Source organism: Comamonas testosteroni TK102, assembly GCF_000739375.1.
Taxonomy (GTDB): Bacteria; Pseudomonadota; Gammaproteobacteria; order Burkholderiales; family Burkholderiaceae_C; genus Comamonas; species Comamonas brasiliensis.
In genome coordinates this window covers 2,732,192-2,755,232 of the sequence record NZ_CP006704.1, presented here as the reverse complement: position 1 = coordinate 2,755,232, position 23,041 = coordinate 2,732,192, and the positions used below count along the sequence as shown (strand labels likewise).

Here is a 23,041-nt window from a genome sequence, read left to right as displayed (position 1 = left end):
ACCGGTTCTGCCGCCCTATGAGAGTCCATCATGAGCACCCGCATTCTTGCCCCAACCCTGGTGCGGCCTGCCGGAAGCCGCAGCCGGCGCCATTCACGGCATCAGCAGCATGGCGCCATCATCGTCACGGCAGCACTGGCTCTTTTGCTGCTGCTGGGATTCATGGGCATCGCGCTGGATTTCGGGCGCCTGTTCATCGTCAGGACAGAGCTGCAGACGGCACTTGACAGCTGCGCGCTGGCCGCAGCGCGCGAACTCAACAAGCAGCCGGATGCCATCAGCCGCGCCGTGAGCGCCGGTGCTGCTGCCGGCAATCTCAACGGAGTGAACCTGCAGTCGGCCAACTGGAGCGGTCAGGGCCAGATCACCGCCGCCGATATCAGCTTTCGCGACGCCAGCTACCTGAGCACCACCAGCGCGACTGCTGCCGTCTATTCGCAGTGCACGCACACCCAATCCAATATCGGCATGTGGCTGCTGAAGGCCCTGGGGGCCTTTTCCGGCAACAGCGCCAGCTTTCCGGCCACCGGCAATGTGGGCGCCTATGCAGTGGCCACGCGGGCCAGCGCGCAAAGCGCCTGCCCGATTCCCGTGGCACTGCAGGCCAAAACGCCTGGAGCAACCAGGCCCGACTATGGCTACACAGTGGGAGACTGGCTCACCCTGCTGGCCAAGTCCAACGGGGGCAGCACCTTCGGCTGGGCCAATCTGGACGGATCCAATAGCGCCTCCGAGACCGCAGACGAGCTCAACGGCCATTGCGGCAGCAAGCTGGGCGACACCCTGGGCACGCCCGGCGTTCAGGCTTCCATCGTCGAAATCTGGAACTACCGGTTCGGCATCTACAAGAACTCCAGCGGACCCAGCGTGGGCCGGCCCGACTACACCGGCTATATCTACGACACCAGCACCTGGAGCGCCGGTCGCAGCGCCTACAACGGCAGCTCGGGCAGCACACCCAATTTTCTCGCCCAGCGCCTGGCGTTCACGCCCTGCGGCAACAACCCGTCGCAGTGCGGACAGCAGGGTGGCGGCTTTTCCTCGGTCGCCACCTCGGCCCAGCACAAGGCCTATGGCGCGGACCGCCGCATCGTGACGGTGCCCATCGTCAACACCAGCCGCAAGGTGGTCGATTTCGCCTGCATGCTCATGCTCGAGCCCATGAAGATTCCGGTCGATGACGTCAAGCTCGAATACCTGGGCAATGCCAGCGCCACTGGCAGCCCCTGCACCACCAGCGGACTCGCGGGCGGCTCGGCCGGCCCGCTGGTTCCCGTCCTCGTGAGGTGAACACCATGCCCAAGCACCATAGGCAACGCGGAGTGGAGCTGGTGGAACTGGCTCTGATCCTGCCCTTTCTGCTGCTGCTGAGCATGCTGGTCGCCGAATTCGGCCGTGCGCTCTACGAATACAACACGGTCGCCAAGTCAGTGCGCGATGCGGTGCGCTATCTCTCGGTGCAGCTGCCCAACACCGGCTGCAGCCAGGCCCAGAATCTGGTCGTGTACGGCCAGACCACGGCAGGCAGCACCCCTCTGGCCCCCGGTCTGAACACCGCAGCCGTGAGCTGCTCCTGGCAGACCAGCGGAAGCTATCCGCTGATCAACACCGTCACCGTGACCGTCACCGGCTACCGCTTCCGCTCCATGACCGCCAGCGTCTTCGGCCTGCGACTGGGCGATGCCAACGGCGGCCTGACGCTGAGCAATATCGCCGCCACGATGAGGACACAGACATGAAAACGCCACGTCACTCCCGCTCCGAGCGCGGAGCAACCATCGTCGAGTTTGCCCTGGCGCTGCTGGTCTTCCTGATGTTTCTGTTCGGCATCGTGGATTTCAGCCGCATGCTGTTCACCTGGGTGGCGGCCAACGAAGCCGCGCGCGCAGGGGCACGCTATGCCGCAGTCTGCGACGACACCGCCCAGCAGGCCAAGGTGCTTGCGCGCATGCAGGCCCTGCTTCCCCAGGTGAGCACCGTCAATGTCAGCTGGGCCCCTTCCGGCTGCACTGCGGCAAGCTGCCAAAGTGTGACCGTGGCGATCACGGGACTGAAATTTCAGTGGATTTCACCCATCGTGGGTCAGGGCCTGCAAACGGCCATCCCCATGCCCGGCTTCTCGAGCACGCTGCCCCGGGAAGTCATGCGCCAGGACATCAACAGCAGCACGGCCTGCTCAAGCTAACCAGGGGTGCCTACATCATGAAAATCGCCATCATCTCTCCCAACACCACCCATCTTCAGGAGATGGCCCGCGTGCTGCAGGAGCAATCGCACCAGGTTCAGACCTTCGAAGGCGGCAAGACACGCATGCCTTCGATTGCCGAGCAGCACCGGCCCGATCTGATGATCGTGGACGGCATGTGCTGCGAGCCGGCCGACCTGGCGCCGGTGGAGCATGTGACCACGCATCAGCCGCACATCTGCGTCATCTTGCTGTGTGCCCAGCAGACCCCCGAGTTTCTGCTGCAGTCCATGCGCGCCGGCGTTCGCGAAGTGCTGACCTCACCGGCTCCACATCAGGCGCTGTTGGATGCCGTGCACCGCATCGCCGCCAAGCGGCAGCATCACACGGCTGACCGCCATCAAGGGCAGATCATGGCCTTGCTGCCCTGCAAGGGCGGCAGCGGAGCGACCTTCCTGAGCACCAATCTGGGCTGGATGCTGGCCCGTAAGCACTCGGTCTTGCTGATCGACCTGAATCTGCAGTTTGGCGACACCCTGGCCTATCTGCATGAAGCCAAGCCCGCCTCGACCCTGGCAGATGTGGCCCGTGACATCCATCGACTCGATGCGTCCTTTCTCACGGCCAGCACCGTCAAGATCACCGCTCAGCTGCATGTGCTGGCGGCTCCCGAAAACGCCATGCATGCCATGGAGGTGGAGCCGCTGCATGTGGATGCCATCCTGCAGCTTGCCGCCGCGCACTATGACTTTGTGCTGATCGACATGGGACGCGTGCTCGATCCGCTGGCTCTGCGTGTGCTCGACAGGGCCCAGCTCATCGTGCCCGTGCTCCTGCCCAATGTGCCGGCCGTGCGCAATGCGCAGAAGCTGCTGCATATGTTCCGCGAGCTGGGCTATCCCGAAAGCCGCCTGCATCCGGTACTGAACCGGGTCGACCGACGCAGCGAGATCGGCCTGCCCGAAGTGCGCAAGGCACTGGGCCTGGAGCAGCAATGGCGCAGCATTCCAGACGCCGCACAGGAGGTGCAGGCGACCATCAATGCGGGCGTGCCGCTGGCCGAGTCCAGTCGCAACAGTGCCGTGGTCCGCGAACTGGGCGCCTGGGCCGATGCACTGGCGCCCCAGGCCCGGGAAGACAGCAACGGCTTTTTGAACCGGATCTTCCGCCGGGCATAAGCCATCCCCTAGTGCACAAGGAGAGCATCATGTCACTCAGAGATTTCCTGGCCACGTCAGCGACACGCGCGTCCAAGCCGGCGCTGCAGGTTGTTCCCGAAGCGGCGGACACGCCCGAGGTCGCCGCGCCGCAAGCGCCTGCCTCTGCGCCCCCTGCACCGCACTATGGGCACTCACCGGCCTATCTGGCGCTGCGAACGCGCATTCATGGCAAGATGCTGGAGCGCTTCGATCTGGCTGCGCTGGAGTCGCTGCCCACGCAGACGCTGCAGCAGGAAATCGCCGGCATGACCGAACGCCTGCTGGAGGAAGATGCCGCAGTCGTCAACGATCTGGAAAGAAGGCTGCTGATCCGCGACATCCAGCACGAGATGCTGGGTTTCGGCCCTCTCGAGCTGCTCATGACCGACCCTGCGGTTTCCGACATCCTGGTCAACCGCCACGATCAGATCTATGTGGAGCGCCTCGGTCGCCTGGAACTCACGCCCGTGGTCTTCGCGGACGACAAGCATCTGCTGCGCATCATCGACAAGATCGTCTCGCGCATCGGCCGGCGCATCGATGAGTCCAGTCCCATGGTCGATGCCCGCCTGCCCGACGGATCGCGCGTCAACGCCGTCATCCCGCCCGTGGCGCTCGATGGTCCCATGATGTCGATCCGCCGCTTTGCTCGCATCCCGCTGCGCATGGAGAACCTGATCCAGGACCTCAAGAGCCTGACACCGGGCATGGCACTGACTCTGGAAGCCTTGGCCAAGGCCAAGGTGAACATGATCATCTCCGGGGGCACGGGCGCCGGCAAGACAACGCTGCTCAATATTCTTTCGGGCTACATTCCCGCCGTGGAACGCGTGGTCACCATCGAGGATGCGGCCGAGCTGCAGCTGCAGCAGCCGCATGTGGTGCGCATGGAAACGCGTCCACCCAATATAGAAGGCCGCGGTGAAATCACGCAGCGCTCGCTGGTGCGCAACGCACTGCGCATGCGCCCTGACCGCATCATCATCGGCGAAGTCCGCGGCGCCGAGGCCGTGGACATGCTCCAGGCCATGAATACCGGCCACGAAGGATCGCTGACGACCATCCACGCCAACACTCCGCGTGACTCGCTGGCACGCCTGGAGAACATGGTCGGCATGGCTGGCCTCAATCTGCCGCACCAGGCCGCTCGCCAGCAGATTGCCTCGGCCATCACGGTGATCGTGCAGGTGCTGCGGCTTACCGACGGCAAGCGCAAGATCACCAGCATCCAGGAGATCACCGGCATGGAAGGCGATGTGGTCACCATGCAGGAGATCTTTGCCTTCACCCAGACCGGCGTCGGTGCCAGCGGCGAAGTCCAGGGGTATTTCCATGCCTCGGGCGTCAGGCCCAAGTTCGCCGACCGGCTCAAAGGCTTCGGCATTGCGCTGCCCGACAGCATCTTCGCTCCAGAGCGCCACTATCAATGAACTCGGCCCAAAGGTGCTGTCATGCTGTCCTTTTTTTCTTCCCACTCGATCCTGGTGATCATTGCGCTGGTGTTTGCCGCCGTGCTTTTGCTGCTCGAAGGCATTCACCTGGTCTGGAAGCAGTACAAGAGTCCGGAGGCGAAGCGGCTTGAACGTCGGCTCAGGGCCTTGTCCGCCGCCGACGATCACAGCAGTCCGACCAAGCTGGTCAAGGAACGCGTACTCAGCGACATGCCCAGGATGCAGCGGATGCTGCAAAGCATGCCCCGCGCCCACCAGCTGGACCGCGTGATTGTTCAGTCGGGCCTGGAATGGACGGTTTCCGGTTTGCTGCTCGGCATCGGGATACTGTTTTTCCTGGGTGCGCTGGCCGCAAGCATGTTCCATCTGCCCATGGAACTGGTGCTGCTCGCCGGTGCCGTCCTGGGCTGCCTGCCCTGGCTTTATCTGCAGCGCAAGCGCAATCAGCGCCTGGGCCTGCTGGAGCGCCAGATCCCCGAAGCGCTGGACCTGATCGCGCGGGCCTTGCGCGCCGGCCACGCATTCTCGGCAGGCCTGCAGATGGCCGGAGAGGAATTGTCCGAGCCCATAGCCGGCGAGTTCCGCCTGGTGCACGACGAGATCAACTACGGCACCTCGCTGCAGCAGGCCTTGAACAATCTCGGGGAAAGAATACCGATCACCGATCTGCGCTACTTCATCGTCGCCGTATTGATACAGCGCGAATCGGGCGGCAACCTGACCGAGATGCTGAGCAATCTGAGCCGTCTGATCCGCGAGCGGCTCAAGCTTCACGCCAAGATCCGGGTTCTGTCCTCCGAAGGACGAATGTCGGCCTGGATCCTGGGGCTGATGCCCTTTGCCCTGGCAGCCCTGCTCAATTTCGTGAACCCGGAATTCATGTCCACGTTGTGGACTGACCCCATAGGCATCGTCATTCTGCAATGGCTGGCCGGACTCATGGTGATCGGCATGTTGATGCTGCGCCGCATTGTCCGCATACGGGTATGAGTGCATCCCAACTGCAAGGAGTCCGCCATGTTAATCGTCGCCCTGCTCACTTTCGCTTCCCTCATGCTGGCTGCAGGAGCCCTGTTCTTCTGGGTCACGCCCACGGTCACAGAACAGCGCCTGCAAGAGCTGAGCCCAGCCCCTCTGTCCGGCAGCTGGACAGAAACTGCGGTCAAGCTGGTGGGTCCGTTCGCCCACCTCTCCTCCCCCACTGCGGGCAGTGATGCCACCCCGTTGCGCCTGCGCTTTCTGAATGCCGGCATTCGCCACGAAAACGCGCCCTTGCTGTATTTTGGCGCCAAGACGCTGCTGCCTCTGGTGATGATGTTCCTGGTCTATTCGCTGATGCTGGCCCAAGGCACGACAGACAGCCTGCAGCTGCTGCTCTATCCGCTGGTCACCGGGCTTGTGGCCTGCTATCTGCCCAATCTGGTGCTGCGCTGGATGGCCGCACGCCGCAAGCGCGAGATCTTCGAGAATTTTCCCGATGCCGCCGATCTCATGCTGGTCTGCGTGGAGGCAGGCATGGGACTGGATGCAGCGCTGGGCAAGGTGACTGCCGAGATCCGCATCAAAAGCGAAGCCCTGGCCCAGGAACTTCACTGGACCAATCTGGAAATGCGCGCCGGCAGCACCCGGGAGAAATCCTTGCGCAACCTGGCCGCCCGCACTGGAGTGGACGAGATACACGCCTTCACGGCCATGCTGACGCAAGCGGACCGTTTCGGCACCAGCATCGGCGACTCCATCCGCGTGTTCTCGGACGATCTGCGCCACAAGCGTCAGATGCGTGCCGAGGAACTGGCCGCCAAGATCCCCACCAAGATGCTGCTGCCGCTGGTGACCTGCATCTTCCCCGCCATCGTGATGGTGGTTCTCGGCCCGGCAATCATCAGACTGCTGCGCATGGTGCTGCCCATGATCGCGGGAAGCGTCTAGGCCGAACTCGGACTGCTGCAACACTGCTGCAGTCCCCTGACGACCCGGGCATGCTGCCTGGCAGGAACGACCCTGGCCATGCCTGGAGCGTCTGCAGCGGCCGTCCTTCACGGACGATCGAATGGATCTACAACGGAGCTTGCGATGAACTTGATGCAGGGAACCGTCAATGGCTGGCAGCAGATCAGTCCCCAAAAGCTCGCGCCCATGCTTTTCCTGGCCGCCCTGGCTCTCGGAGAAGCGCTGTGGATACATGCCCATCCGCTTGTCTTTTCCGGCACCGAGCCGGTGTTCTGGACGACTCTGATCCTGCTGAGCATCAGCTGGATCTATGGATATTCGGGACGTAGCCTGGCCTTGTCCGAGATGTCGTTCTACGCAGCCCTGTGGATAGTGACAGCGCTGATCGGCGCCATGCTGACCTATATCTTCGCGACCCTGAACCTGCCGCTGCTCGACGCCCAGTTCACCAGACTGGATCAGGCTCTGGGCTTCAACTGGCTGGCCTTCTATGGCTTTGTCCAGCAACACCCGCTTCTCAGAGCCGTGCTCACGCTGGCCTATTTCAGCGGCCTGCTGCAAGTCTTTTTCTCGATCATCTACCTGTCGCACTGCGCAAGAAACGACAGAAACGAGGAGCTGTGGTGGTCGTCTTCCATCGCCTTGATGCTGACGGCCCTGCTATCGGGACTGCTGCCCGCCGGAGGGACTCTTTTCTTCCACTCCGTCGGGCTGGAGAACGCCGTGCACCTGCCTCACTTCATGGCGCTCAGGGAGGGAAGCCTGAACGAGTTCGCATTCGGGGATCTGAAAGGCATAGTCACGTTCCCTTCCTATCACACGACGATTGCCTTGCTGCTCATCCATGCCTACAGACAGCTCCGGCTTTTTCGCTGGGTGCTCGCATTGAACATCCTGATGCTGATCTCCACGCCCATCAACGGCGGGCACTATCTGGTGGACATGCTGGGCAGCGGCGTTGTTACCGTTTTTTCCATCTATCTGACGAGGCGCGTTCAATATTTCCTGCAGCGATGATTTCAATTTCATCCGCACAATGGGCCAGACCCGGGAGAGCTCTGAATGAAAAATATCTCGTGCAACTTCATGCTGCTGAACGAAGTGATACGGTCTCCCCGCGAGATCGGTGCCCTGTGCCCGAGTTCGGCGCGATTGGGCAATACCATGGCCTCTTTGGTGGGTGGCGGAGACGAGGGTCTGGTGGTGGAGCTTGGTGCAGGAACAGGAGTCATCACCGAGTCACTGCTGCGCAGCGGCATCGCGCCCGGCAGACTGGTGATCATAGAAAAGTCTTCCTCGTTCGCCAGCTACCTGTCCGAGCGATTCCCTCAGATCAGCGTTTTTCATGCCGATGCCGGTGACTGGCCCTCGATTCTCGGTCGTGCAGCGGTCAAGGCCGTAGTCTCGGGTCTGCCGCTTCGCTCACTGCCCCATCAGTCAGTGCACAAGATCACCGACACCTGGGCGCGCTCGCTGACCAGCGATGGCCGAGTGATCCAGTTCACCTACTCGCTGTTTGGCGCATCCGCCTGGCAGAGCGCCGGCCTCAAGCGCATAGACCGCGAAACTGTGTGGGGCAATCTGCCGCCGGCGAGGGTGGAAGTGTTCTCACGCCCCTGAGCCTGCCCTGCCTGTGCCTGCCGCACCTGGCCTTGCGGGTGGAACTGCGGCAAGGCTGGCGCCGATTTATCGGTATCGTCGAGCCATCTGAATCCACGAGGAGACCGAGGACATGGTGGACATCGTTCATAGAATTGGTATCAGAGCGCCTATCGGCGATGTTTACCAGGCGATCTCGTCCGTTGCAGGTATAGCCGGCTGGTGGACCCGGGAGATGAGTGCAAGCACGGGGCCCGAAGTCGCAATGAGCGCGCGCTTCACGGACCAGGACGGTCGGGAGCTCGGGAAAATCTGTTTCGACCTCGTCAGGCATAAGACGGAGCACAGCGTGCACTGGCGCTTCACGGAGGGTCCCGAAGAATGGATAGGTACCGAGGCGACCTTCGAACTGAGCCGCCAGGACGGCTACACCATCCTGTTGTTCGGCCACCGGAACTGGCGCGAAACAGTCGAGTTCACCGCCCATTGCAGCATGAAATGGGCCGTCTTCCTGCTCAGTCTCAGAGCGCTGACAGAGACCGGCAAAGGCAGCCCGTCTCCCCAAGACACCAAGATCGACAACTGGAACTAGCGCTCCAATGCACAACAGGGCTAGCCCCGTCACGGTCGGCAAGCCCGCGTCCGCAGCTGCTGCGCTTGGCTTTCCGCCAGGCCCCAGGAGCGGCTCCTGGGTACAAGTGGTCACTTTTTGAAAACATCGCGCCACAAAAGCCACAAACTGTGCGATCAGCGCGCATAAAACCCCGCAACAACTGGCTCAGGCACGCTAGTAACCGCTACACTTTGCGCCGCAGGCCTGCGTAGTACCCGACGCAGGCCTTTTTTTCCCGATTTCGAGGTTTTCGCGCACTGCCATGTCCACCGTCTTCAATTTCACCTTTGTTCCCTGGTTCCGGTCTGTGGCTCCCTATATCCACAAGTTCCGACACCAGACCTTTGTGGTGGGCCTGACCGGTGAAGCCATTGATGCGGGCAAGCTCAGCTCAATCGTCCAGGATCTGGCCATGATCCAGGCCATGGGCGTCAAGATCGTGCTGGTGCACGGCTTCCGCCCCCAGGTCAACGAGCAACTGCGCCTCAAGGGCCAGGAGCCGCGTTACTACAACGGCATGCGTGTCACCGACTCCATTGCGCTGGACTGCGCCCAGGAAGCGGCCGGCCAGCTGCGCTACGAGATCGAGGCCGCCTTCAGCCAGGGACTGCCCAACACGCCCATGGCCGGTGCGCGCGTACGCGTGATTTCGGGCAATTTCCTCACAGCCCGTCCCGTGGGCATCGTCGACGGCGTGGATTTCATGCACTCCGGTCTGGTGCGCAAGGTCGACGTGGAAGGCATTCGCAGCGCCCTGGACTCCGAAGCCATGGTGCTGGTCTCGCCCTTCGGCTTCTCGCCCACGGGCGAGGCCTTCAATCTCAGCATGGAAGAAGTGGCCACCCGCGTGGCCATCGAGCTCAAGGCCGACAAGCTGCTGTTCCTGACCGAAGTGCCCGGCGTGCGCATGGACCCCTGCGGCCCGGCCGACGAGAACAATCCTATCGACACCGAGCTGCCGCTGGACGCCGCGCGCCGCCTGCTGGCCCAGCTCCCGCATGCACAGCAGCCTACCGATGTGGGCTTTTATCTGCAGCACTGTGTACGCGCCTGCGAGCATGGCGTGGAACGCAGCCATATCCTGCCCTTCTCGACCGACGGAGCGCTGCTGCTGGAGATCTATGTGCACGACGGCATCGGCACCATGGTGATTGACGAAAAGCTCGAAGAACTGCGCGAGGCCACGATCGACGACGTGGGCGGCATCATTCAGCTGATCGAGCCCTTCGAGCGCGACGGCACGCTGGTCAAGCGCGACCGCACCGAGATCGAACGCGACATCGCCAGTTACACCGTCATCGAACACGATGGCGTGATCTTCGGCTGTGCCGCCCTGCACCCCTATCTGGAAGCCAAGACCGCCGAAATGGCCGCCGTCACCGTCTCGCCCAAGAGCCAGGGCACGGGCGATGGCGAGAAGCTGCTCAAACGCATCGAACAGCGTGCCCGCGCCCTGGGCTGCGAAACCATGTTTGTGCTGACCACACGAACCATGCACTGGTTCATCAAGCGCGGCTTTCAGCCCGTGGAGCCCGAATGGCTGCCGGAGGCCCGCAAGGCCAAGTACAACTGGGGCCGCAAGAGCCAGGTGCTGGTAAAGAAGCTCTGATCCGCTCCACTCTTGAAAATGGCTTCCAGCGCTTGATGAGAAAGCGTTGGAAGCTATTTCTTTGGAAGCAAAGAGATGTTGGAGTGGCTGGCCCCGGCTATGCGAGCAGCAGCTCTGGGCGCTGCAGGAGCGGCTAACGCAGCGCTGCTCTGTCCGCCCTAGCTGCGAATTCCGACGGCGGACGGCCGAACTGCTTGCGGAATGCCGCCGAATAGGCGCTATGGCTTTCATAGCCGCTTTCCAGCGCCACGGTCGTGATGGGCATGCCCTGCAGCAACTGGGGGATGGAAGCCATCAGCCGCATCTGCTGATACCACCGGCCCCAGTTCATACCGGTGCTTTTCAGAAATCGACGATGCAGCGTCTTGGGCGTCAGCGCGTGCTGTCGGGCCAGGGCTTCCACCGTGGTGCGCTGCGCCGGTGCACCCAGCATGCTCTCGCAGATGCGCCGCATCAGCATGTCTTCCGGCCATGGCAGGTAATACGGCAGCGGCGCCAGCGCCTGCAACTCCTCCAGCAGCAGATTGCCCAGCAGCGCATCGCGCGGGCGATGCGGCCCCTGATGGGGCAAGTCGACAAGCGCCGCCATCAGCTCCCTGACCAGCGGCGAGACATGGAGCACGCAGTCCCGGGCAGGCAGGCGTTCCGACCATGCCTCCTCAATGAACAGGCCAAAGGCTCGCACCGCCGTGGTCGCAGTGATCCGGTGCAGCATGCCCGGGCGCAGCCACACCGCAGTGGTGGGAGGAACCAGCCATTGCCCGCCAGGGGACTCGACCAGCAACACGCCTTCCGAGGCATAGATGAGATGACCGCGCGCGTGGCTGTGCTGAGGCACCACATGACCGGGCGGATAGCGCTGCTCCACGCCCGTGACAGGCAGTGACGAGGCCTGGGCATGCTGCAAATCCAGCGCATGCGCGCCATGTTCGGGGGAGGCAAAACCCATGAGATGTCCAAATTCCTACAACAAATGAATATCTATCGATAGAAGTCTATACCTCTGGCGGCTTAAAGTAGCCGCACTGCCTCCATCAAGCACCTTGCCGTGAAACACCGCCACCCGCTTCCGCTATGCCTACTGGCTCTGACATCTGGTCGGGGTCCGTACGCACGCGCTTGCGCATGGCTACTCTCCGGTCTCCCCAGACCCCGACCTCAGCCAGCCCAATCCGGGCAGGGAGACCAGATCATCATTTCTACTACTCCAAGGTCCCTATGCTGGCTGATCCCTCTACCAAATACCGCGCATTTCCCGTTGTGGACTTGCCCAACCGCCAATGGCCCGGCCGTACATTGACGCAAGCGCCCGTATGGCTGTCGACAGATTTGCGCGACGGCAATCAGGCTCTGTTCGAGCCCATGAACCACGAGCGCAAGCTGCGGCTGTTCCAGGAGCTGGTCGCCATCGGTTTCAAGGAAATTGAAATCGGCTTTCCCTCCGCTTCCCAGACCGACTTCGACATCGTGCGCCACCTGATCGACGCGCAGCTGATTCCGCAAGACGTCACGCCTATGGTGATCACCCAGCTGCGCGAGGACCTGATTGCCACCACGGTGCGCAGCGTGACGGGCGCACGCCGCGTGATCGTGCACCTGTACAACGCCGTGGCACCGGCCTTCCGCGAAATCGTCTTTGGCATGGAAGTGCCGCAGATCATTGCCATGGTGGAGCACCATGTGCGCCACCTCAGGCAGCTGACCGAGCAGCACCCCGAAACCGAATGGGTGCTGCAGTACTCCCCGGAAACCTTCTGCATGGCCGAGCTGGACGTTTCCCTGGCCGTCTGCAATGCCGCCATTGCCGCCTGGGATGCCGGCCCTGAACGCCCCATGATCATCAACCTGCCGACCACCGTCGAGGTTTCCACTGCCAATGTGTTTGCCGACCAGATCGAATGGATGGACCGGCGCCTGGCACGGCGCGAACATGTCACGCTGTCGGTACACCCCCACAACGACAGAGGCACAGGCGTGGCCTGCGCCGAGCAGGCCCTGCTGGCAGGCGCCCAGCGTGTGGAGGGCTGCCTGTTTGGCAACGGAGAGCGCAGCGGCAATGTGGACCTGGTGACCCTGGCCCTGAACCTCTACACGCAGGGCATTGCCCCCGGCCTGGATTTTTCCGATATCGCTGCCGTGGCCCGCATTGCCGAAGCCTCTACGGCCCTGCCCATCCATCCGCGCCACCCCTATGTGGGCGATCTGGTGTTCACGGCATTCTCCGGATCGCACCAGGATGCGATTGCCAAAGGCTTTGCGGCGCAAAAACCCGATGCTCCCTGGCGCGTTCCCTACCTGCCCATAGACCCGCAGGACCTGGGTCGCACCTACGACAGCATCGTGCGCGTCAACAGCCAGTCCGGCAAAGGCGGCATTGCCTTCCTGCTGCAAAAGGACTGGGGCATCACCATGCCAAGGCGCATGCAGATCGAATTCAGCGCCATCGTCCAGGCCTGGGCCGACAGCAGCGAAACCGAGCTGAGCAGCGCGCAGATCTGGTCATTGTTCGAAGCCACCTATCTGCATGCCCATACCCAGTCACCGGTCTTGCGCTACCAAGGCCACCGGTTGTTCGACAGCGAGCAAGGCCAGGGTGTCGAGCTGCACTGGCACAATGCAGACGGACAGTCCAGGCAAAGCAGCGGCATGGGCAACGGTCCTATCGCTGCCGCGGTTGAGGCGCTGGAGTTGCCGCTGCGCATCGACAGCTATGAGGAGCGCAGCCTGGGCAATGGCGCCGACGCCTGCGCGCTTGCCATCGTCGAAGCCGCCTGGCCTGGCGTGCCCGGCTCGCGGTTTGGCGTAGGCATGCATGCGAACATCGTCACTGCATCGGTGATGGCGGTCGTGAATGCCGCTGCGCGCTTTGAGGGCGAGGTGGTTCAGACCCGCGCGCCCAACCCTCGCTAGGCCCCGCCCGAGCAGACGGGCCGCCGCATGCCAACCCCGGCCCTGTCGCCGGGTTTCAGCGACTGCCAGCGCATGGACTCCCGAGCCAAAGGGTCTGTCACAATTTTGGGACAGACATGAGCTGCCACCGGCAGCCTCTGGCCAGCTGGAGTCCCGCGGATGTTGCGCTGCGTCACGTCACTTCCAGGCGGTCTGCGCTACAAAGTCGAATTGCATTTGAACTGCATTTAGCATGAGGCATGCCATGAACACACTCCCTCCCCAGGCCATCAGCCAGGACGTCCTGGCCGAAAAATATCTGGCCGACGGCGAGCAGTCCGAACAAGACCTGTTTGCCCGCGTGGCACACGCCCTGGCCGCCGTTGAAAAGCCCGAGCTTCAAGCGCATTGGGAGCAAAAATTTCTGCTCAATCTGCAACTCGGCGCCATCGGTGCCGGCCGCATCATGGCGGCTGCGGGGCTGGACACCAAGGCCACCTTGATCAACTGCTTCGTACAGCCCGTCGCCGATGCCACCAATGGCTTCGACACCCAAGGCAACCCCGGCATCTACACGGCGCTGTCGCAGGCTGCCGAGACCATGCGCCGCGGCGGCGGCGTGGGCTATGACTTTTCCAATCTGCGCCCACGCGGTGCGCTGGTGCGCGGCACCAATTCGAATGCTTCGGGCCCCTGCTCCTTCATCGATGTCTTCGATGCATCCTGCACCACGGTGGAGTCGGCGGGCGCACGACGCGGCGCCCAGATGGGCGTGCTGCGCATCGACCACCCCGATGTGCTGGAGTTCATCACCGCCAAGCGTCAAAAAGGCCGCTGGAACAATTTCAATGTCTCGGTCGGCGTGAGCAACGCCTTCATGCAGGCGGTCAGGGACGATGCCGAATGGGAGCTGCTCCATGTCGCCAGCCCCAGCGATGCACAGATACAGGCTGGAGCCCATCGTCGTGAAGATGGGCTGTGGGTCTATCAAAGCCAGCCTGCGCGCACGCTCTGGGACGCCATCATGCGGTCGGCCTATGATTTTGCCGAGCCTGGCATTCTGTTCCTCGACAACATCAATGCCGACAACAACCTCTGGTATGCCGAGCAGATTGCCGCCACCAATCCCTGCGGCGAGCAACCCCTGCCGCCTTACGGCTGCTGCGATCTGGGCCCGGTCATACTCACGCGATTCGTGCGCGAGCCGTTCACACCGCAGGCCTTCTTCGACCTGGAAGCCTTTCGCGCCGCCGTCGCCGTTCAGGTGCGCATGCTGGACAACGTGCTGGATGCCACCGTCTGGCCCCTGCCCGAGCAGCAGCGCGAAGCACAGCAAAAGCGCCGCATCGGCGTGGGCTTCACAGGGCTGGGCGACGCCTTGATTCTGCTGGGCCTGCATTACGCCAGCGATGCAGGCCTGCAACAGGCCGAGGCCATCGCCCGCAATATGCGTGATGCAGCCTATGCCGCCTCGGTGGAGCTGGCACGGGAAAAAGGCAGCTTCCCTCTGTTCAACGCCAAGCAGTATCTGAAAAGCGGCTTTGCCAAACGCCTTCCCAAGGAACTGCGTGCGGACATCAGAAAACATGGACTGCGCAACAGCCATCTGCTGTCCATTGCCCCCACGGGCACGGTATCGCTGGCCTTTGCCGACAACGCGTCCAACGGCATCGAGCCGGCCTTCTCGTGGACCTACACACGCAGAAAGCGCACGGCCGATGGCGGCGAGCAGTTCTATACCGTACAGGACCATGCCTACCGCCTGTACAAGGCCATGCATGGCGACGAGGCCCCGCTGCCCGAGTGCTTTGTCAGTGCGCTGGAGCTGAGCGCCAGCGAGCATGTGGCCATGATGCGCTGCGTCCAGCCCTTTATCGACACCTCGATATCCAAGACCGTCAACATCCCGGCCGACTATCCCTTCGAGGACTTCAAGCACCTCTATATGGAATGCTGGGAGGCCGGCCTCAAGGGCTGTGCCACCTACCGCCCCAACGATACGCTGGGTGCAGTGCTCTCCACAGAATCTGCCTCAAAACCCTCTCAAACGCCTACAGATAAAGCGCAGGCCGCTATCAATTCCTCAGGCTCCAACGGCATGACGGCCGTGATAGAGCGCCGCCCCGAAGGTCCGCTCAACGCCGTGGTCGACAAGATCGAATACTTCACGCATGACGGCATAAGGCGTCTCTACCTCGTCGTCAGCTTCATGGTGGTCGATGGCGTGGAGCGTCCCATCGAGTTCTTCATGCCTGTGGGCCAGACCGGCGAGAGCCAGCAATGGATCACGGCCACCATGCGCAGCCTGAGCCTGGCCGCGCGTGGCGGTTTTCTCGACAAGGCCCTGGCCGATCTGCGCAAGGTGGCCTGGGACCGTGGCCCCGTGCGCTATGGCAGTAGAACGCGCGAGGACGGCAGCCGCATCCCGCTCTGGCACGACAGCGAGGTGGCCCTGCTGGCCTATGCCATCCAGAGCATCATCGCCAACCGGGGCTTGCCCCAGCCCGCCCCCAGCACGGCAGCCACGCCGGCCGCCGCCCCCGAAGGCAATGGCTCGGTCAATGGCAAGAAATGTCCCGACTGTGGCGCTCACGCCATGATCCGCAAGGACGGCTGTGCGTTCTGCACGGCTTGCGGCTATGTGGGGGCCTGCGGCTAGCGGACAGGCCCGCAAACTGGCGACTGGCGGAAGTGCTCCGCCAGCAGCGGTCGCCCGCAGCGCGGCTGCATAGGGATTCGCTGCTTGCGTGCGTTGGGATGCTGAGAGCCTGCCCGCCTGCCGAGCGCCATGCAGGCAGGGCTTCATGGGCTGGCATGCGTAGATTGCAGCAGTCCATGGCCGCTGCCATGTCTCTCGCCGGTCCGGCTGCATCGGGTCGTCGCGGACATCAGGATGATCCATGCCGACGAGCGCATGACCGAGGGCACCCTGTCGCGCCTCGTCGGCCATGGCTTACAGGCCGCACCTTGCCGGACGCACCTCAGCAGGTCTTGCCTTCAGCGTCTGCCTTTGCCGGCTCAATGGAGGGCTGCGTCTGCGCGGTCTCCACTGGGGCCGTCGCAGGCTCGGGCTCAGGCTCCTTGGGCAGGGAAGCCCGTGCCACCTGGAGCATGTGCAAGGCCAGCGACTCGTACAGGGGCCGCGCAATCATGCGCGAGATCATGCTGGCGATCATGGCCGATGCCATCAGGCTGAGCACCAGAGCGTGGCCGTCCACCATCTCCATCACGATGATGAAAGCCGTCAGCGGCGCCTGAGTCACGGCCGCCAGAAAGGCGGCCATGCCCATTGCTATCAAGGCAGGAGCTATATCCGTAGTCCCAGCAAGCGATGCCACATTGTTCCCGACACCTGCGCCAATCGACAGCGAGGGAGCGAAGATGCCGCCGGGCACACCCACCCAAGCCGATAGCCAGGTGGCGATGAACTTGAGCGTGACATAGAACTCGGGCACGTCGGCCTCGCCCTGCAGCATATGCTTGACGGCCTCCGAGCCCGCACCAAAGGTGGCACCGCCGGTGACCACGCCGATGACGGCAATCAGCAGGGCCAGCACCGCGGCAAAACGAATCGGAAAGCGCGACCTGAGCTTGTTGAGGCGCTCGGTGGACGAGGTCAGCGAATGGGTCATGAGCTTGGCGAACAGGCCGCCCAGCACGCCGCAGGTCAGCGCCACGGCCAGGCAAGGCAGCAGGTCGCGCCAGCCGAGTTCAGCCACGCGGATGCGACCAAAATAGCTCAGATTGCCGAAGACCGAGACCCCCATCAGACCGGCCAGCACAATCGCCGCGATGATGAGACCACTGGAGCGCGACTCCAGCTTGCGCGAAAGCTCCTCGATCGCAAACACCACGCCCGCCAGCGGGGCGTTAAAGGCGGCGGCAATACCTGCAGCGCCGCCAGCCACCAGCAAGGCATGGGTGTTGATGACGGACTTGGGGCCCAGCCAGCGCCGGGCCGAATGCATGACACCGGCAGCCACCTGCACCGACGGCCCTTCGCGCCCTATCGACAGCCCAGCGAGAAATCCCGCACTGGACAGCACGATCTTGGCAAACGACAGCCACAGCGACACAAAGCGCTTGCGCAGACCGGCATCGACCGACGGCTCCAGCGTGGCAATCACCTGCGGGATGCCCGAGCCACTGGCCCCAGGCGCCCACTTGCGCGTGGCCCAGACGGCGGCAGCCGTGACGGCCGGCATCCAGATCAGCACCAGCCAGCCGTTGACGCCGTGATAGATACTCTCGAAAAAACCGAAAGCTGCCTCGGCCAGCAGCGTGAATGCCACCACGCTCAGGCCTGCTGCCGCAGCATAGGCCAGCACTATTGTCCGCTCCAGCCAGCGCTTTCCGTCGCGCATCTCTTCATTGAGGTTATGGAAGAAATCTGGCTCTTGCTGCATGGGCGGGCAATCGTTTCGGGGCGGCTGCAAAAATGGGCGAATACCCACATTCTGCGCCAGCTGCAGGGCTACGCAGATTGGCAATGTCCACAACGGCCTGCATCGCAGGTGTGCCGAATGGCGACCCGAGCCTGGAGTCCCCACCAGAACCAGGCGGACTGTACTGGGCAAATAGACCGCAGCGGTCTATCCCGGGGCGGCCGCTGTCATCGCATCGGTTGCGTCAGGATCGTCCACGCCAAGGCGGCCAGGCCGCCCATGACCGCAAGCACTGCGCCATGCCTAGGCATATAGGCCAGCAGCCATGCGACGCCTAGCGCGGCCACACTCAGGCAGCCGAGCCAGACGACTATTCCCACCGCACCACCCCAGCAACCTGTGCAGAGCCATAGAGCCGCCATCATCAGCGCCGCCCCCATCACGCGCAGCAAGGCCCGCTGCACAGACCCGGGCTCACTGCGCGATACGATCTGATGCCAATGCCTGTCCATGGCCTGGCTCAGCACCAGCATGCCTGCCAGACACAGCGCCAGAACGCAGATCATCAACGGCCAGAAACTCATGCCAGGCCTTTCAGCGCCTGCAGCGCGACCGCCATCACGGCAGCCGAGCCTGCCATCCATGCCGCCACTCTCGGCAGGCTGCGCACATGAAAGACCCAGAGCGCCACTACGGTGTAGATCACAAAGCTGAGCAAGGTGGACAACAGCACGGCGGGTGCAGGCTGCATGGCACCGAGGGCCACAAGCGCATGGGCCAGCACGACACAAGCCAGCGCCGTGAGCGCATAGCCGCCCAGCGTGGCCATCAGCACGCGCAGCAGCACGGCCCAGTGATAGCGCCTGGTCTCTGCCTGGGTCATTGCAGCCGCTGTCATGTGAGACCTCCTGAGATCGCGCCACGGGCCGCACGCGGCTGCCGCACGCTCTTGCCAAGCCGCGACTTCTCATGCCGCCATGCCCCCCAGGCCACCAGCAGGCCCAACCCCATGCAGGTCAGCTCCACCCCGGCTTGCCGGCCGTCACCCTGCGCCAGATACAGCAGCAGGTGCTGGCCTGTAGTCATGGCATTGAGCAGCGGCAAGCCCAGACATAGCAAGGCCAGGGCGCATAGCTGCTCGCGCCATGCCTTGTACGTTGTGCGCAGCAGCGCATGCAGCAGGCTCAATGCCCAGACGGCAAAGAACACGCGGATTTCCCAGCCGGAGCGCAGCTCCAGCGCCAGCGGCAGCAGTCGGTTGCCGTAGAGATAGGCAATCGACGCCAGTGCCGAGCCTGCCAGCGCTGCCACATTGAGCGCGTCGATACAGCGGTACATGAAATGGGTTGCCACGCCCCATTCGTTACCGCTTTTTGCTCTACGCTTGACTGCAAACAGTATCGATCCGGAGGCAATCATCGCGGTGCCGATCAGACCCAGAACAAAATACAGCCACTTCATCGTCCAGCCACCAAAGGTGACCAGATGCAGCGCGCTGATGACGGGATAGGTATCGCTTGCAAAACTACTGGACGGCGGGCTGGCGGGCAGCTGCAGCAGCTGGCCGTCGACGGCATCGAAGGTCGCCGAATTGGCGACATTGACCATTTGGCGCGTCGCCGCCGTATCCGGCTTGCCTTCCATGAAACGCACCGTGGCCCGACCGTGCTCGGGTCGCTGCACCAACACCTCCACCACAGGCTGCGCCAGCAAGGACTGGGCCTGCTGCGCAAGGCCGACAAGATCCGCACCGGCAACGGTAACAGCAGGCGCATCTGAAGCCGCTTTCACCTCTGGCCTGGCCTTCAGCTCGGACTCGTAGCGGCTGTAGGCCGAGCGCTCCTGCCCGTACAGGGATTGCAGCGGCCAGGGCATGTAGCTGGTGTAGAAATGCGCGAGTCCGGTGTAGACGATCATGAACAGAAACGGCAGCGTGAGCACGGCCGACGCGTTGTGCGCATCCAGCCAGGAACGCTGCCCCTTGCCGGGCCGGAAGGTGAAGAAGTCCTGAAAGATGCGCCGGTGCACGATCACGCCCGAGACCAGCGCCACCATCATGCACATCGATACCAGTCCCACCACCCAGAAGCCCGCGATACCGCCCTGCAGAGAATAGTGAAAGGACATGAAGTGCCGCCCGCCTTCGGTCTGGCGCAGGGCGGGTTCAGGCAGGACTTGGCCCGTCAGCCCATGCAGGCTGGCCTGCACTTTGCCGTCCAGGGAGCGCGCAAACACCTTGACGCCCTCGCCGGTCTGCAGCGGCAGACCGATGCGCCAGATACCGGCATCCGGCGCCGTCTTGCTCAGGTGCTGCTCGGCCAGCCGCAAGGCCTGCAGACGCTCGTTCAGAGAAAGCGGCTGCTGGCCGCTGCCTTCCAGTGGCACTGCCTGCATCCACAGCGTGACGGGTTCACGGAACACGCTGATCGAGCCCGTCAGAAAAATGGCGCAGAGCAGCCAGCCGCACACCAGGCCGCACCAGGTGTGCAGCCATGACATGGTCTGGCGAAGTCCGGGCTGAGATGCTGGCTTGCCGCTCATGTCGGCCCGCTCAGAATGCGCCACGCAAGGTCAGCAGCACGCTGCGCGGCTCGCCATACCAGTTGCCGCTGCCCGAGGTTCCAACCGTCTTGTAGTACGTCTTGTCGAACAGTTTGACCATATGTTCCGCACCGAGATACGCGGGACTACGCCAGCCCTCGCCGCAGCGAGTTTTCCTAGGGATGACGCGGATTCACCATATCCCGGTGCTTTCTGCAACCCGACCTGATTCCCGTTCGCCAGGCTCCTACTTGGCCCCTGGAATCGGTCATCCCTAGGAATATTTATGGCCAAGATCAAGCTCACCAAATCCGTGGTCGATTCGGCGGAACCCGAAGCCCACGACGTTGAACTGCGCGACACCCTCGTGCCCGGCTTTCTCTGCAAGGTCACGCCTGCCGGGCGCAAGGTGTTCATGCTCCAGTACCGTACCAATGCCGGCGACCGCCGCAAGCCCTCGCTCGGCCTGTTCGGCGAACTGACCGTCGAGCAGGCCCGCGCCAAGGCGCAGAACTGGCTGGCGGAAGTCCGCCAGGGCCGCGACCCTGGAGCGGCCAAGACCGAGGCGCGCAAGGTGCCGACGATGAAGGAGTTGTGCAAGCGATTCATGGACGAGCACTCCAAGCGCCACAACAAGAAGTCGTCGCAGAAGACCTACCAGACCTACATCGACAACCACATCATCCCGAAGCTCGGCAAGCTCAAAGTCTCCGAGGTCAAGCGCGCCGACATTGCCGCGATGATGAAGAAGATGGAGCACATCCCGACCTGCGGCAATCGCACCTACTCGCTGCTGCGGGTGATGTTCAACCTGGCCGAAGTGTGGGGCTACCGGCCCGAAGGCTCCAATCCGTGCCGCCACATCAAGGGGCTGCCCGAGAAGGGCGAATCGCGGCTCATCACCGACGAGGAAATGGGCAAGCTGTTCGGCTACCTCGACCAAGCGGAAATCGAGCGCACCGTCCGCCCCGAAACCCTGCTGGCGATCCGCCTGCAATTCGAGTTCGCGGCACGCATGTCGGAAGTCCTCGCTCTCCAATGGGACTGGATCGACTTCGAGAACCGCCGCATTAACTGGCCGGACAGCAAGACCGGCCCCATGTCCAAGCCCATGAGCGAGGAAGCGCAGCGGCTGCTGACCCATGCCACGCGCTACGAGGATTCGCCCTACGTCATCACGGCCGCACGCGACCACAAGCGGCCCATGTCCAAGGGCGTTTACTACCATGCGTGGGTCATGATCGCCAAGCGCGCCGGTCTGGCGCATGTCGGCACCCACGGCATCCGCCACCGCTCGGCGACTGACATTGCCAATTCCGGCGTGCCGATCAAGGTGGGCATGGCGCTGACGGCGCACAAGACCGTGGGCATGTTCATGCGCTACGTCCACACCCAGGATCAGGAAGAACGCGAGGCCAGCGACGTGGTGGCGAAGCTGCGCAAGCTGATCGCCAGCGGCCAGCAGGCCGCGCCAGCGAAGGCCGAGGAAGCGCCGGAACTTCCGCAGGCGCTGGCCGAACTGTTCAAGCTGCTCAAGCGTTCGCCCGAACTGCTGGAAAAGCTGGAAGCCGCGTAATGCCAGCCCAAGCCCTGCGGGGAATTGTCGTGACAGTGTCGCGACAATTCCCGACCGCACCCGGCGCCGGATTGTCGTATCACCGATACGACAATTCGCCTGGGCGCAAACAGTCGGCCACTACGCCGGAACACGCCCCAGCGAGTTTCCGGCCGCGCCAGCCTGCGGCATCCTTCCATCATTTGCGGATGGACGCCCGCGGTGCCGCTTGAACTGACCGGCTTCGTTCTACTGGGCGGGCTTGGGCGGGCTGCACCTGCCACGGCAAGCGAGGCTGCCCAACGCTCTGGCAGCGTCCATCCCTTCATGGACAATTCATGCCACTTGGTGGTATAGTGAGAACAGCGATGCACATCTTCAAAACCCGTCACTTCCAGCGGTGGATGCGCAAGACGGCATTGAGCGATTCTGATCTGCGCAAGGCTGTCCTTGAGATGGCCGCCGGGCTGATCGACGCTGACCTCGGCGGTGGCGTGGTGAAGAAACGCATCGGATTGGCCGGGCGCGGCAAGCGCGGCGGAGTGAGAACGCTGGTCGCCACCAACAAGGGCAACCGCTGGTTCTTCGTATTCGGGTTTGAGAAAAACGAGCGGGACAACATCAGCGACGCCGAGCTGCAAGCCTTGCAGGACTACGCCGCCGATTTGTTGGAGCGCACGGCCGCGCAACTGGATGCAGCCGCTGCCGACGGCACTTTGCTGGAGATCACCGATGACTGAAAAAACCCAACCCAAGAGCCGAATTCTGGAAGCGGTGCATGAAGGCGCCCGCGACCTGCACCGCCTGGGGTTCATCGACAAGCGCAAGATGCAGAAGTACGACCTGCTGTGCCTGGAGCCGGTGCAGGACTACGATGCCGCCAGGATCAAGGCGCTGCGCGAGCGCCTGCAACTGAGCCAGGCCGTGCTGGCCTCGGTGCTCAACACCAGCGCGTCCACCGTCCGCAAGTGGGAAGTGGGCGACAAGCGCCCCAGCGGCCCGTCGCAGAAGCTGCTGGACATCATCGAACGCAAGGGCCTGGAAGCCGTGCTCTGAGTGCCGGGA

At 63.1% G+C, this 23,041-nt stretch carries 21 protein-coding genes; 16 read left to right on the top strand and 5 right to left on the bottom strand.

All coding sequences use genetic code 11. The annotated features are described in order from the left end of the window. Window positions 1-30 precede the first annotated feature (30 nt). The 11 genes from O987_RS12495 (at window position 31) to argA (ending at window position 10,606) form a co-directional block, all read left to right on the top strand. Window positions 31-1,290 (top strand): pilus assembly protein TadG-related protein, encoded by a 1,260-nt coding sequence (locus tag O987_RS12495; RefSeq protein ID WP_043372586.1) that lies wholly within the window; start codon window positions 31-33, stop codon window positions 1,288-1,290. A gap of 5 nt (window positions 1,291-1,295) precedes the next feature. Next, a complete protein-coding gene (locus tag O987_RS12490; RefSeq protein WP_003055603.1) occupies window positions 1,296-1,739 on the top strand; it encodes a TadE/TadG family type IV pilus assembly protein in 444 nt (147 codons plus the stop codon). Continuing rightward, window positions 1,736-2,185, top strand: coding sequence for a TadE/TadG family type IV pilus assembly protein (locus O987_RS12485; RefSeq protein ID WP_003055604.1), 450 nt, complete (start codon window positions 1,736-1,738; stop codon window positions 2,183-2,185). Before O987_RS12490 ends, O987_RS12485 begins: the two co-directional genes overlap by 4 nt. A 17-nt stretch (window positions 2,186-2,202) precedes the next feature. Continuing rightward, window positions 2,203-3,363, top strand: a complete 1,161-nt coding sequence (locus tag O987_RS12480; RefSeq protein WP_043372583.1) for an AAA family ATPase — start codon at window positions 2,203-2,205, stop codon at window positions 3,361-3,363. 29 nt (window positions 3,364-3,392) lie between these two features. Continuing rightward, window positions 3,393-4,814, top strand: a complete 1,422-nt coding sequence (locus O987_RS12475) for a CpaF family protein (RefSeq protein WP_003055607.1) — start codon at window positions 3,393-3,395, stop codon at window positions 4,812-4,814. Between the two features lie 21 nt (window positions 4,815-4,835). Further along, window positions 4,836-5,825 carry a type II secretion system F family protein gene (locus tag O987_RS12470; RefSeq protein ID WP_003055608.1) on the top strand — a complete coding sequence of 330 codons (990 nt, stop codon included), beginning with the start codon at window positions 4,836-4,838 and terminating at the stop codon, window positions 5,823-5,825. A gap of 27 nt (window positions 5,826-5,852) precedes the next feature. Continuing rightward, window positions 5,853-6,764 carry a type II secretion system F family protein gene (locus tag O987_RS12465; protein WP_003055609.1) on the top strand — a complete coding sequence of 304 codons (912 nt, stop codon included), beginning with the start codon at window positions 5,853-5,855 and terminating at the stop codon, window positions 6,762-6,764. Window positions 6,765-6,908: 144 nt separating this feature from the next. Continuing rightward, window positions 6,909-7,802 (top strand): phosphatase PAP2 family protein, encoded by an 894-nt coding sequence (locus tag O987_RS12460; RefSeq protein WP_043372578.1) that lies wholly within the window; start codon window positions 6,909-6,911, stop codon window positions 7,800-7,802. A 45-nt stretch (window positions 7,803-7,847) separates the two neighbouring features. After that, the gene (locus O987_RS12455; RefSeq protein WP_003055611.1) at window positions 7,848-8,405 is read left to right on the top strand and encodes a class I SAM-dependent methyltransferase; all 558 of its coding nucleotides are present in this window, start codon (window positions 7,848-7,850) and stop codon (window positions 8,403-8,405) included. A gap of 112 nt (window positions 8,406-8,517) precedes the next feature. Beyond that, window positions 8,518-8,976 (top strand): SRPBCC family protein, encoded by a 459-nt coding sequence (locus O987_RS12450; RefSeq protein ID WP_043372573.1) that lies wholly within the window; start codon window positions 8,518-8,520, stop codon window positions 8,974-8,976. A 283-nt stretch (window positions 8,977-9,259) separates the two neighbouring features. Continuing rightward, window positions 9,260-10,606, top strand: a complete 1,347-nt coding sequence (argA, locus tag O987_RS12445; RefSeq protein WP_043372571.1) for an amino-acid N-acetyltransferase — start codon at window positions 9,260-9,262, stop codon at window positions 10,604-10,606. A gap of 133 nt (window positions 10,607-10,739) precedes the next feature. Here argA and O987_RS12440 read toward each other — a convergent pair whose 3' ends face one another. Next, on the bottom strand, window positions 10,740-11,555 hold the full coding sequence (locus O987_RS12440) for an AraC family transcriptional regulator (RefSeq protein WP_043372567.1): 816 nt from the start codon (window positions 11,553-11,555) through the stop codon (window positions 10,740-10,742). A 269-nt stretch (window positions 11,556-11,824) separates the two neighbouring features. On the opposite strand from O987_RS12440, the gene O987_RS12435 reads away from it, so the two are divergent. Then, a complete protein-coding gene (locus tag O987_RS12435) occupies window positions 11,825-13,516 on the top strand; it encodes a 2-isopropylmalate synthase (protein ID WP_043372562.1) in 1,692 nt (563 codons plus the stop codon). Window positions 13,517-13,760: 244 nt separating this feature from the next. Next, window positions 13,761-16,154: an adenosylcobalamin-dependent ribonucleoside-diphosphate reductase gene (locus O987_RS12430; RefSeq protein WP_003055617.1), complete on the top strand. Its 2,394-nt coding sequence runs from the start codon at window positions 13,761-13,763 to the stop codon at window positions 16,152-16,154. A 322-nt stretch (window positions 16,155-16,476) separates the two neighbouring features. On the opposite strand, the gene O987_RS12425 is transcribed toward O987_RS12430, so the two are convergent. From O987_RS12425 to O987_RS12410, 4 genes are all read right to left on the bottom strand, one after another. Then, a complete protein-coding gene (locus tag O987_RS12425) occupies window positions 16,477-17,901 on the bottom strand; it encodes a chloride channel protein (RefSeq protein WP_043372559.1) in 1,425 nt (474 codons plus the stop codon). A 206-nt stretch (window positions 17,902-18,107) separates the two neighbouring features. Further along, window positions 18,108-18,464, bottom strand: a complete 357-nt coding sequence (locus tag O987_RS12420) for a DUF3325 domain-containing protein (protein WP_043372556.1) — start codon at window positions 18,462-18,464, stop codon at window positions 18,108-18,110. Beyond that, on the bottom strand, window positions 18,461-18,778 hold the full coding sequence (locus O987_RS12415; protein WP_003055623.1) for a hypothetical protein: 318 nt from the start codon (window positions 18,776-18,778) through the stop codon (window positions 18,461-18,463). Before O987_RS12415 ends, O987_RS12420 begins: the two co-directional genes overlap by 4 nt. Further along, window positions 18,775-20,421: a PepSY-associated TM helix domain-containing protein gene (locus O987_RS12410; RefSeq protein WP_043372552.1), complete on the bottom strand. Its 1,647-nt coding sequence runs from the start codon at window positions 20,419-20,421 to the stop codon at window positions 18,775-18,777. The genes O987_RS12415 and O987_RS12410 overlap by 4 nt, the downstream gene beginning before the upstream one ends. Before the next feature lie 286 nt (window positions 20,422-20,707). Here O987_RS12410 and O987_RS12405 point away from each other — a divergent pair, with 286 nt between their 5' ends. The 3 genes from O987_RS12405 to O987_RS12395 all read left to right on the top strand — a co-directional run bounded on the left by O987_RS12405 (window position 20,708) and on the right by O987_RS12395 (window position 23,032). After that, the gene (locus tag O987_RS12405; protein WP_080731514.1) at window positions 20,708-21,997 is read left to right on the top strand and encodes a tyrosine-type recombinase/integrase; all 1,290 of its coding nucleotides are present in this window, start codon (window positions 20,708-20,710) and stop codon (window positions 21,995-21,997) included. A gap of 347 nt (window positions 21,998-22,344) precedes the next feature. Continuing rightward, window positions 22,345-22,716, top strand: a complete 372-nt coding sequence (locus tag O987_RS12400; RefSeq protein WP_043372548.1) for a type II toxin-antitoxin system RelE/ParE family toxin — start codon at window positions 22,345-22,347, stop codon at window positions 22,714-22,716. After that, a complete protein-coding gene (locus O987_RS12395; protein WP_043372545.1) occupies window positions 22,709-23,032 on the top strand; it encodes a helix-turn-helix domain-containing protein in 324 nt (107 codons plus the stop codon). The genes O987_RS12400 and O987_RS12395 overlap by 8 nt, the downstream gene beginning before the upstream one ends. Window positions 23,033-23,041: the final 9 nt, after the last annotated feature.